This window comes from Aquimarina besae, from assembly GCF_042434905.1.
In the GTDB taxonomy this organism is placed as follows: Bacteria; Bacteroidota; Bacteroidia; order Flavobacteriales; family Flavobacteriaceae; genus Aquimarina.
Map to the genome: position 1 here is coordinate 4,168,649 of NZ_CP170199.1, position 11,352 is coordinate 4,180,000.

14 protein-coding genes (1 of these 14 running past the window's edge) are annotated in these 11,352 nt (G+C 32.5%); 8 read left to right on the plus strand and 6 right to left on the minus strand.

Annotation, left to right across the window (positions count from 1 at the left end; translation table 11 throughout):
- Positions 1-150: 150 nt before the first annotated feature.
- Positions 151-891, minus strand: coding sequence for a bacteriorhodopsin-like (locus ACE94K_RS18515; protein ID WP_378175865.1), 741 nt, complete (start codon positions 889-891; stop codon positions 151-153).
- 84 nt (positions 892-975) lie between these two features.
- On the opposite strand from ACE94K_RS18515, the gene ACE94K_RS18520 reads away from it, so the two are divergent.
- A complete protein-coding gene (locus ACE94K_RS18520; RefSeq protein WP_378175868.1) occupies positions 976-1,872 on the plus strand; it encodes a Brp/Blh family beta-carotene 15,15'-dioxygenase in 897 nt (298 codons plus the stop codon).
- Between the two features lie 4 nt (positions 1,873-1,876).
- Here the strand turns inward: ACE94K_RS18520 and rocD are convergent, their stop codons facing one another.
- The 3 genes from rocD to ACE94K_RS18535 form a co-directional block, all read right to left on the minus strand.
- Entirely contained in the window at positions 1,877-3,157 is a 1,281-nt protein-coding gene (gene rocD, locus ACE94K_RS18525; protein ID WP_378175871.1) for an ornithine--oxo-acid transaminase, read from the minus strand.
- A 222-nt stretch (positions 3,158-3,379) separates the two neighbouring features.
- Entirely contained in the window at positions 3,380-3,763 is a 384-nt protein-coding gene (locus ACE94K_RS18530; protein ID WP_378175874.1) for a DUF6768 family protein, read from the minus strand.
- The gene (locus ACE94K_RS18535) at positions 3,753-4,310 is read right to left on the minus strand and encodes an RNA polymerase sigma factor (RefSeq protein ID WP_378175877.1); all 558 of its coding nucleotides are present in this window, start codon (positions 4,308-4,310) and stop codon (positions 3,753-3,755) included. The genes ACE94K_RS18530 and ACE94K_RS18535 overlap by 11 nt, the downstream gene beginning before the upstream one ends.
- A 115-nt stretch (positions 4,311-4,425) precedes the next feature.
- Here ACE94K_RS18535 and rlmD point away from each other — a divergent pair, with 115 nt between their 5' ends.
- The 3 genes from rlmD to ACE94K_RS18550 are packed head-to-tail and all read left to right on the plus strand — an operon-like array spanning position 4,426 to position 7,111.
- Positions 4,426-5,835 (plus strand): 23S rRNA (uracil(1939)-C(5))-methyltransferase RlmD, encoded by a 1,410-nt coding sequence (gene rlmD / locus ACE94K_RS18540; RefSeq protein WP_378175880.1) that lies wholly within the window; start codon positions 4,426-4,428, stop codon positions 5,833-5,835.
- A gap of 3 nt (positions 5,836-5,838) precedes the next feature.
- Complete coding sequence (locus ACE94K_RS18545; RefSeq protein WP_378175883.1) at positions 5,839-6,357, plus strand: DUF6452 family protein; 519 nt, start codon at positions 5,839-5,841, stop codon at positions 6,355-6,357.
- Positions 6,323-7,111, plus strand: coding sequence for a DUF6048 family protein (locus ACE94K_RS18550; RefSeq protein ID WP_378175886.1), 789 nt, complete (start codon positions 6,323-6,325; stop codon positions 7,109-7,111). The genes ACE94K_RS18545 and ACE94K_RS18550 overlap by 35 nt, the downstream gene beginning before the upstream one ends.
- A gap of 24 nt (positions 7,112-7,135) precedes the next feature.
- On the opposite strand, the gene ACE94K_RS18555 is transcribed toward ACE94K_RS18550, so the two are convergent.
- Positions 7,136-8,284: a class I SAM-dependent RNA methyltransferase gene (locus ACE94K_RS18555; protein ID WP_378184324.1), complete on the minus strand. Its 1,149-nt coding sequence runs from the start codon at positions 8,282-8,284 to the stop codon at positions 7,136-7,138.
- A 71-nt stretch (positions 8,285-8,355) separates the two neighbouring features.
- Here ACE94K_RS18555 and ACE94K_RS18560 point away from each other — a divergent pair, with 71 nt between their 5' ends.
- Genes ACE94K_RS18560 through ACE94K_RS18570 form a run of 3 tightly spaced genes read left to right on the plus strand, consistent with a single transcriptional unit; the run spans position 8,356 to position 10,194 of the window.
- Positions 8,356-9,087 carry an SAM-dependent methyltransferase gene (locus ACE94K_RS18560; protein WP_378175889.1) on the plus strand — a complete coding sequence of 244 codons (732 nt, stop codon included), beginning with the start codon at positions 8,356-8,358 and terminating at the stop codon, positions 9,085-9,087.
- Entirely contained in the window at positions 9,087-9,764 is a 678-nt protein-coding gene (locus ACE94K_RS18565) for a ZIP family metal transporter (RefSeq protein WP_378175892.1), read from the plus strand. The genes ACE94K_RS18560 and ACE94K_RS18565 overlap by 1 nt, the downstream gene beginning before the upstream one ends.
- Position 9,765: 1 nt before the next feature.
- Positions 9,766-10,194, plus strand: coding sequence for a DUF4268 domain-containing protein (locus ACE94K_RS18570; RefSeq protein ID WP_378175895.1), 429 nt, complete (start codon positions 9,766-9,768; stop codon positions 10,192-10,194).
- Positions 10,195-10,210: 16 nt separating this feature from the next.
- On the opposite strand, the gene ACE94K_RS18575 is transcribed toward ACE94K_RS18570, so the two are convergent.
- Positions 10,211-10,837 carry a hemolysin III family protein gene (locus ACE94K_RS18575; protein WP_378175898.1) on the minus strand — a complete coding sequence of 209 codons (627 nt, stop codon included), beginning with the start codon at positions 10,835-10,837 and terminating at the stop codon, positions 10,211-10,213.
- Between the two features lie 195 nt (positions 10,838-11,032).
- Between ACE94K_RS18575 and ACE94K_RS18580 the strand changes: the two genes are divergently transcribed.
- Positions 11,033-11,352, plus strand: partial view of an ATP-binding protein gene (locus ACE94K_RS18580; protein WP_378175900.1) — the 5' portion only. 1,894 nt of this gene lie beyond the right edge of the window; the window shows 320 of its 2,214 coding nt (coding positions 1-320); it begins with the start codon at positions 11,033-11,035; its stop codon lies beyond the right edge, outside the window.

The following is an 11,352-nucleotide window of genomic DNA, read 5'->3' on the forward strand; positions in this document are numbered from 1 at the left end:
CTACATTGTTTGTTTTTGTCTGGTATTTATTTTAAAGTTGGTAGGCAACTAAAAAAGCACCCTTTATTGGGTGCTTTTAAATTTATATATCTATGTTGGTAACCATTAGAAATAAATACAATTCTTCATTATCTCTTCGTCTGAAACCAATTACGCTATAGAACTGTCTTTAGAAGATGCAGTCACAGCAAGATTATATACAACTAATCCAAACCCTATTTTATTTATAGCATCTCCTATATTATATACTACATCCATGGCTAGACCTCCAAAAACACCTTCATACCAACCAGGTGTTCCGGCCATATACCCTATTGGGTAAATCGCCCATCCAACTAGCACAAACCAACACAGCGTTTTATGTGCACTTAATACAGCTCCTCCAGCCTCCTGGGCAAGCTTTTTTGCTTTACCTAACCAGATATCATATACAATTACAAAATATGCAATACCGGATATAAGCCCCCATAACCAAGCCTGATCTCTATATACCGCTTCTCCAAAATAACCTGTTACCAACATAATGACAGATAATAAAATTAGTCGCCACATTAAAGATTTTTTGGCTCCGGCGACCTTAAGGATCAAATAAAACTCAACACACATTAATGGAACTGTTAGAATCCAATCTACATAACGAAAAAATGTTGGCGAATTTCCATAACCGTACCAATAATCTCTCATATACCAATAATGTACAGCTGCAATAAAGGTAATGAGTCCGGAAACAAGAATGGATGTTCTCCACTTCTTATCAAAACTATTCATAGAAAAGAAGAAAAATGCAGAAGCAGCCATCATAGCCATGCACCCTACGAAGAATGTAAAACCTACATAATCATCGGTTGCAATTTCTGGGGACAGGAAAAAAAATGTTAAAAAATTTTTCATAGCGTTAATATTTATTTTGTTTATGTAAATTTAAAAAAGATTAAACAAAAAATGTTTAACTTTATGATAACTTTATTAAACATAATGAAAAATAAAAGTCATTTTTTTAAGGATCTCAGAAATTACATGTTAATATTCACTTTTCTTTCTCTTTGGATTTCAACATACTTTCAAGAAGAAACCGAAAATCTTTTAGCATTCATTTTAATACTATCTTTAGGAATTTTACACGGAACAAATGATATAAAATTAATTGAGAAAGGGTCTAACTACAAAAAAAAGTCCAAGAGTATAAAAATATTATGTCTGTATCTTTTATTTCTCTTGACTGGAGTGTTATTTTTCTATTTTATTCCTTCAGTTGCTCTTCTAGTTTTTATCCTTTTTAGCGCCTATCATTTCGGAGAACAGCATTGGATTTCAAGACTTACCAAAAAATCTATTCCTATAAAGTTAATTTATGTTGCTTATGGAATGACGATTCTAGGTATTTTATTTCTAAATAATCATTTAGAAGTATCTGAAGTAATTGAAAATATTACTGGTGTGTATCTTTCTAGAGATGCTTATTTATATACGACTATAGTTTCTCTATTAATCTTTACGATAATCTCTATAAAACTTATGACCAACAGCATACTCCAAGCTAACATTTGGGAAGAGTTATTCTATCTCATATTGTTTTATACTATTTTTCATACCGCATCCTTATTATGGGCATTTGCCATTTATTTTATTTTTTGGCATAGTATACCTTCATTGGTCGATCAAGTATATTTTTTATACGGAAATTATAAAAAGGAGAATTTTATTAAGTACTTAAAATCCTCCTTTCTTTATTGGATTATCTCTATTGTAGGCCTGGCAATACTTTTTGTTATATTTCGAAATCAAGATCGACTTTTACTATCGATTTTTTTCACCTCAATTGCTGCTATAACATTCCCCCACGTATGGATTATGGCCAAGCTAAACAAATAAAAATCTATCGCTCAAACTCTTGAAGCGTTTTAGTTATAATTGAAACACATGCTAACAACTGCTCTTTTGTCATTACCAATGGTGGTGCAAAACGGATAATATTACCATGAGTAGGTTTTGCTAATAATCCGTTTTCTTTTAACGCCACACAAATATTCCATGCGGTATCACTTTCTTCATCATCATTGATCACAATTGCGTTCAATAATCCTTTACCACGAACAAGGCTTACGATATTTGATGTTTTGATGTATTTATTCAATTCAGATCTGAATAACTCTCCTAACTTATAAGCATTTTCTGCTAATTTTTCATCTCTAACAACTTCTAATGCTGCAACCGCAACTGCCGCTGCGACGGGATTCCCTCCAAAAGTGCTACCGTGGTTACCTGGTCTGATTACTTCCATAATGTGATCATCTGCCAAAACTCCAGAAACCGGATATGCTCCACCACTCAAGGCTTTACCTAGAATTAATACATCTGGTTTTACATCTGGTGTACCAGAACAATTCTTATCACTACAGGAGCAATTTCCACAAGTAGCTAATAATCTTCCTGTTCTTGCAATTCCTGTTTGTACTTCGTCCGCAATAAATAACACGTTATACTTTTCGCATAATGCTTTTGCCTTAGATAAATAATCTTCAGATGGGACATACACTCCTGCTTCTCCTTGTATCGGTTCTACTAAAAATCCTGCAACGTCTTTGTTATTTTCTAATGCTTCTTCCAGAGCTTTTAGATTATCATACTCTATTTTAATAAACCCCGCAGTATACGGTCCAAAATTCTTACGAGCTACAGGATCATTAGAAAAAGAAATGATCGTAGTAGTTCTTCCGTGAAAATTATTTTCACAAACTATAATTTGCGCTTCATTTTCTGAAATACCTTTCTTCTCATACGCCCATTTTCTGCATATTTTTAAAGCTGTTTCTACAGCCTCGGCTCCTGTGTTCATTGGTAACAACTTATCAAAACCAAAAAACTCTGATGCAAATTTTTCATAAACTCCTAATTGATCATTATAAAAAGCACGTGAGGTAAGTGTAAGTGTCTGTGCTTGTTCCATCATCGCACCTACAATTTTAGGATGACAATGTCCTTGATTGACTGCAGAATATGCACTCAAAAAATCATAGTATTTTTTTCCTTCTACATCCCATACATATACGCCTTCTCCTTTGCTTAAAACTACTGGCAAAGGGTGATAGTTATGAGCTCCATACTTGTTTTCTAAATCGATTGCTTGTTGAGAAGTTAATTTTTCTAAAACAGCCATTTTTAATAATTTAAATTGATAAAATAACCATTCCTTCTGTACCTTTATCCTTTCGAAAAGACTCGAAAATTCAGCGTGGGAGAGAAATCATCCCTAAGAGAGTTGCAAATTACTAAATCTTTATCGATTATCTAATTTTAGCTAACAGATTAGATTCTATTTTGAATTATTCAAAATAATTAGACCTAAGTATTAAGAAATTTAGTAGGTATTCATTTTTAGTTATCCTTTTTTTCCGGCTAACGAAGAAATCTGAAGTTCTAGTCTTTTCATTTCTCTTAATAATGCATTTTTATCAATCTGTAACCAACTGTAGACCTTGAGCATAGATGTAATCATAATGCATATAAAACCACCACCACTCCATTTGATCAATTCATTGGTGTGATCAGTATTTAGAAATTGTACTATACAGTAAACCAAAAGTACCAAAGCTATCACATTGACAATATTCATAATAATGATGATCCATCTATTTTTTGTTTGATATAGTCCTCCTATCATTTCAAAAACACTTTGCTCATCCAATTCGTCGTAGAACTTTGCTTCTTCCTTAGTTAATGTTTCTTTAATTAATTTATCGATTTCGTTCATATTATTTTTCATGATTATTATTTTTAAAAATTAATTTCAATTTTTCTCGTGCGTTAAACATTCTGGATTTAACGGTCCCCTCAGAAACTTGCAAGATTTCACCTATTTCTCTAACGTTATATTCTTCTAAATAAAAAAGATGGAGCACTACTTGGTGATTGTACGGAAGTTTTTTTATTGCTATTCTTAAAGATGCTATGGCATCTTGATTTTCATAATTATTTTCATCATCAACATTTGTATTGTTTAAAAGATAATCTGATAAATGCTCCCGTTCTTTTTTCTTTTTTCTTAAATAATTGATTGCATTTCTTGTTACAATGGTTAATGCCCAACTCCCAAAACTATAGGTGTCTTTTAGATCTACCATTTTTTTAAATATAGTATTCCAGCTGTCCTGCACTATATCCTTAGAAATTTCTACATCTGCAGTGTACCAATACGCGTGTTTGCATAATTTAGCATGCCATCGTTTTACAAGAATTGCTGCAGCTTTCTTGTTTCCGGATTGGTATTGTAATACCAACAAAGAATCAAAGGTTTTATTGGTGTTGATCATTTGCTCTTTATACTATAGACGTAGAAATTCAAATTAGGTTCATTTTTTCTGTATCTTTTTATAAGATATATTGATTATTTCATAAGTATATAGTTTCTATTCTTATTTTTGCGCTATGGCGAGAAAAAACAAAAAACAGGTTTTTGAAAATATTGAGGTAATTGATGCTGGTGCAAAAGGAAAAAGCATTGCCAAGGCTCCTGATGGAAAAATCATATTTCTTAACAATGCACTACCTGGTGATATTGTTGATATACAGACCACAAAAAAACGTAAAGCATATTATGAGGGCTCTGCCACTTTTTTTCATAAGATGTCTGATAAACGGGTAGCACCTGCTTGTAAACATTTTGGTACCTGCGGTGGATGTAAATGGCAATTTATGGGGTATGAACATCAACTGGCGTATAAAGAACAGGAGGTAGTGAATAACTTAGCTCGTTTGGGTAAAATTGAATTACCATCTGTTTCTCCTATTCTTGGATCAGAAGATCAATTTTTTTACAGAAATAAAATGGAGTTTTCCTTCAGCGATAGCAGATGGCTGACCTTAGAAGAGATAAAAAGTAATGCCGAAATAGGAAATCGTAATGCCTTAGGATTTCATATTCCAGGAATGTGGGACAAAATATTAGACATTGATAAGTGTCATTTGCAAGAAGATCCTAGTAATGCCATAAGGAATAAGGTAAAAGAATTTGCTACAAAACATGATCTATCGTTTTATAATGCACGAAATCAAAGTGGCTTTCTACGCACAATGATGATCAGAATCGTATCTACCGGTGAGATAATGGTGCTTATTCAGTTTTTTTATGAAGATAAAGGGAAAAGAGAATTACTACTGGATTATATAGTTTCTGAATTTCCTGAAATTACCTCTTTACAATATGTGGTAAATACGAAAGGGAATGATACCATCTATGATCAGGAAGTAATCTGTTATCACGGAAAAGATTATATTGAAGAGGAAATGGAGGGCTTACGCTTTAAAATCAATGCTAAATCCTTTTACCAAACCAACTCAAAACAAGCGTACGAACTTTATAAGATAACAAGAGATTTTGCAGGTCTTACCGGAAATGAGTTAGTATATGATTTGTATACCGGTACTGGAACTATTGCTCAATTTGTAGCAAAAAAAGCGAAAAAGGTAATCGGTGTAGAAGCCGTTCCTGAAGCTATAGAAGACGCCAAAGAAAATGCTAAACGAAATCATATAGACAATGTAGCATTTTATGTTGGAGACATGAAAAAAGTATTTACCTCTAAATTTATTGCAACTCACGGACAACCCGAAGTAGTCATTACGGACCCACCAAGAGATGGAATGCATAAGGATGTTGTAGGTCAATTATTGAACATTGGACCAAATAAGATTGTATACGTAAGTTGTAACAGTGCAACACAAGCAAGAGATTTATCGTTATTAGATAGTATGTATAAGGTGACCAAAGTACAACCCGTGGATATGTTTCCGCAAACACACCACGTAGAAAATGTGGTTTTATTAGAAAAAAGATAATTGATGAAATTATACAAAACATTAGCTATACTTATCTGTAGTTTTACTGTGATTTATCTCTGCGCTAGTTGCCAACGAGATGATCTCTGTGCAGAAGACACACCCACAACGCCATTTTTGATTATAAAATTCATTGATGATGAAACGGTTTCTGATATCAAACGGCCAGTTGATCTTGAAGTAAAAACCACAGATCCGGAAATTACCAGATCAGTCCCCGATGTTTCTTCAAGAGATTCCATCCTGATTCCTTTAAGAACAGGTGCTCAACTGACAGAATTTGAATTTATCATTAATTCCTCTAGCCAAAATACAGAACTTGTGAATAGCGATATTGTGAGTTTTCAATATACTCCGGTAGAAGAATATGTAAGTAGTGCTTGTGGCTTTAGAGTTACCTATAGTGGACTAACACAAACTCTTACCCAAGAAGAGAATAATGGAAACTGGATTAAAAGAATAAGGATAGAAGAAGATAACGTAACCGATGAAACAGCTGCACACGTACTTATTTTTCATTAGCCTGCTCGTTTCAGGAACGATATTGAGCCAAGAAGAAACCAACATTTCTGCAAGAGATACCTTACCTCCTGCAGAAAAATACGGACTAAGAGTAGGTGTTGACCTTGCAAGATTCGTACGATCAGCAGTTAATGATGACTATTCAGGATTTGAAATTAATGCGGATTATAGGGTATATCGAAATTATTATGTAGCTGCAGAAATTGGAAACGAATCTTTAGAAAGAAACGAAGCTAATATCAATGTAGAAGGATCCGGTAGCTACATCAGATTTGGTTTGGACTACAATACCTATAAAAATTGGTATGGCATGCAAAATAATATTTATGCCGGACTGCGATACGGATTTTCTGCATTTAATCAAACACTTAATAGTTATAGTATTTTTACAGGAACCGATTATTACATCCCAATCAATCCTGAAACAGGAGAACCTGATTTAAGCATGGATCCAAATTTAAGGAGCAATCCAGTTGAAGTTAAAGATTTAACAGCCGGATGGGTAGAATTAGTGCTGGGATTGAAGGTAGAAGTGCTTAATAACCTTTATCTGGGAGCCAGTGTCTCTCTCAGAGGTTTGGTTAGTGAAAAAGATCCTGTTGGTGTTGTAACTATAGACGGTGACAAAAGATCCATACAATTTGAAAACTTATTTATACCGGGATATGGTAGGACCAATGATTTTAGCCAATTTGGAGTAGGTTATAATTACACCATCAGCTATTTGATTCCGTTTACTAAGAAAAAACGATAGCATTCATTTACTTTATTGGTACAACTACTCAGATTTATTCTGAAACTTTGCTTTTTTACTACCAGCATACATTTCGTATTTCACCAAACGAGATTCTAATTTACCGTTAAATACTTTTATTTTTCTCGAAGGTCGTAGACCCACAAATTTAAGCGCTTCCATATTAGATGTAATAAACCAGGCATTTGTATCAGGGTAACTTTTCTTAAGAGTATCTCCAATTTGTGCATAAAACTTTTCTTCGTCCAGCTCTAAACGCTCTCCGTAAGGAGGATTAAAAACCATATGGAGTTTTTGATCACCTTCTTTTATGCTTTCAAAAAAGTTATCCTCGTTTATGGTAACAAAATCAGTAAGATTTGCATTTTCAACATTCTTTTTTGCCTTTCTTACGGCGGAAGGAGCTTTATCAAATCCAATAATCCTATGATGAAAATCTCTTGTTTTATTAAGGCAAGCTTCTTCTATTTTTTCAAACAAATCCATATCCCAATCCAACCACTTCTCGAAAGCAAATTCTTTTCTGTTGAGATTAGCCGGAATATTACAAGCTATCATGGCTGCTTCTATAGCCAATGTTCCACTACCACACATGGGATCTAAAAAATCACATTGTCCATCCCATCCCGAAAGGAGTAACAAACCCGCAGCTAACACTTCGTTTATAGGAGCTATATTGGTCGCTGTACGATACCCTCTGTGATGCAAAGACCCTCCAGAACTATCTAAAGAAACTGTACATAAATCTTGCTGAATATGAATATTAATAGTCAAATCAGGATGATCGGTATCTACACTTGGTCGCTGTCCCGTTTCTTTTCTAAATTTATCAACAATGGCATCTTTTGACTTTAAAGAAACGAATTGCGAATGTCGAAATATGGTAGAATTCACAGTGGCGTAAATGGCAAATGAGTCATTAGTATCTAGATACTCCTCCCAACGAATGGATTGTACTAAATTATATAAATCCTTTTCGTTACGAATTTTTTTAGCGGCAAGAGGTTTTAATATTTTTAGAGCAGTCCTTAAACAAAGGTTTGCCTTATACATAAAACCTGTATCGCCATAAAAACTAACCATGCGATTGCCAATCTCGACTTTTTGTGCGCCTAAGTTTTGTAGTTCTTTTGCTAATATCTCTTCAAAACCAAAAAAGGTTTTGGCTACCATTTTAAATGAATTACTCACTATCTTCGTATTCGCTATTATTAAACCGCAAAAATACATTAATTTTGCGCCCTATGCTAAAAGATTCTACAATGTGGTATGCTTCTTGGTTTGATACACCGTACTATCATATTTTATATAAAGATAGAGATCATAAGGAAGCAAAAGAGTTTATGGATAATCTTACAGATTATCTCAATCTGGAACCTAATGAAAAAATATTAGATCTTGCCTGTGGAAAAGGCAGACATAGTGTTTATCTAAATGAATTAGGCTTCGATGTTACAGGGGTTGATCTCTCTAAAAATAGTATAGAATATGCTTCGCAATTTGAAAATCAAACGTTAAAGTTTAGAGTACACGATATGTCTAAACCTTATGAAGAAAAGTTTTCTGCTGTTTTCAACCTCTTTACAAGTTTTGGTTATTTCGAAAAAGAGGAATGTAATTTAAATACCATTAAGGCTATAAAATCTGATTTAAATGAAAAAGGATTAGGTGTTATCGATTTTATGAATGTAGATTATATAATTGAGAACTTAGTACCTACAGAGGTAAAAGAAGTTTCCGGAATAACTTTTCATATAAAACGATATGTGGAGGCAGGTTATATCTATAAGGAAATAAAATTTAATCATGATAATGAAAACTATTTCTTTACAGAAAGGGTAAAAGCCTTAACTCTGAATGATTTTCAGAATTATTTTGAAGAAGCCAATGTAAATTTACTTGACGTATTTGGCGACTACCAACTGAAAAAATTCCATAAGAATAATTCTCCGCGACTTATTTTGATTTTTAAATAGTGTATAATTATATATTATCCATATCTGCAGTTTTTATAGGTTCTTTGATCGTATATATTTTTAAACCTAATAATCAAAAAAACCTAAAGCTATTATTAGCTTTTAGTGGAGCTTTTTTATTAGCGATCACCATATTTAATTTGCTACCCGAAGTATTTGAAGAACATCAACACGCTAAAAAGACTGGTGTTTGGATTATGATAGGAATACTGCTTCAAAAAGTATTGGAGTATTTTTCAAAAGGAGCTGAACACGGACACATTCATATTGATAAAGAAACTACAGAGATTCCAAAACTTCTTTTTATTAGTTTAGGAATACACGCAATTTTGGAAGGATTTCCTATTCATCATACAGAAGGCATCCTTCTCGGAATTATTGTACATAAAATTCCTGTGGCTATGATATTAACCACCTTTTTGTTCCGTACCGAAATAAAGAAACCAATTATCCTATTATTCCTTATCCTTTTTGCTTTAATGACACCGTTGGGTACATTTATTTCAGAACATTTTGAGTCTGTTCAAGAATATTACAAGGAAATTACAGCTTTAGTTATTGGAATTTTTCTTCACGTTTCTACCACAATTTTATTTGAAAGTAATGAAGGACATAAGTTTAACATCACCAAATTGATGGTAATTCTAGCAGCAACAGCTACTGCCTATTTTATATAATATGTTTAGCAAAGAAGAGTCGAAAAAAATAAGACAAGAATTCTGGACAGCTTTTGGAACAAACTACCCCAGAAAATGGCTTTTATATAATACTAAAATCAAAGACGTAACGCTTAAATTTACATTAACTACCAAATTAGCTCAGGTTTCTATTGATGTAGAACCTTCTGATGAAGTCATCAGAGCCTATTATTATGACAAATTTTTAAGTTTAAAAAGTATTATTATTTCAGAGTATCTGGATGATATTATTTTTAATGAATTTTATGAGCTAGAAAATGGCAAGATCATTTCACGTATCTATGTAGAACTGGAAAATGTAAGTATTCATAATAAGAGCACCTGGAGCGATGCAATGAAATTCTTACACGATAAGATGCTTAGACTTGAAAGTTTCTTTTTAGAGTATAAAGACTTTATCGAAAGCTGATATCGCACAGATTGTATTATATAATATACTTTAGTATAAAGATATAATGAAATACACTGCCTGCTAACACAAACAAGTGCCATATTACATGATTAAAGTTTAATTTATTGAAAGCATAGAATATTATCCCTAAGGTATAGGCTAATCCTCCTAACATTAAATATATAATTCCGTTTTCACCAACGACATCTGTTAAGGCAGAAATATCCAATACAATTAACCAACCCATAATAAGATATAAGATCACCGATATAATTTCAAATCTTCCTGTAAAAAAAATCTTCAGAATTGATCCGAAAACACCCAGGGACCAAACCAATATAAAAAGCAGCCATCCTTTGCTATCGATTAATCCGATGAGAGTTACGGGTGTATATGTTCCTGCTATTAACAAATAAATGCTAATATGATCCATCACCCTAAATCTTTTTTTAAGTAAGATGTCATTTGTATAATGATAGGCTGAAGAGGCAAAATATAATATTAGTAAAGAAACAGCATAAAGAACTATAGCAAAAGTACTGAAAGAAGTTTTGTAATTATTATGGAATAATAGCCAAAACAAACCGATTAAAGAGAGTATAAAACCAAATCCATGAGTTAACCAATTCCATCTTTCTTCTATTGACGTTTGTATTTTCATAGGGTACAAAAATAATAAAGCCATTTATCCTAAAACAGAAATACTTTTATAAAATAAATTAAAAAGTAAGAATAAACTTACTTAAACAAGTAAACAACTCAAATAAATAGCTTTTAATACGTATTAAAAGTACTTTATCCCCGTAATTATATTTTTTTTAACTATATTTAACCGCCCCAAAATTTATTTTAATCAATGAACAACAATAGACTTTCAAAGAACTTCCTTTGTTTTTTATGTTTTAATTTATTCATTACACTTTGCCAAGCCAATCAATATGAAGAAATGTCATTTTCTGAATTAGAGACAACTTTAATCAACACAGAAAATCGTCTTAATTCAATCGGAGGAGCCAATAGTGGGATGATCATAGAAACTATAATTGATGTTTCAGAAAAATTTAATTCTCAACAAAAATATTATCTCAAAGGATATGCTTACAATCTTCTCGGTAAAATCCACTTTTTAAATAAAGACTACAAAGAAGCCCTAAAAGATTACAAAATTGCTGAGCT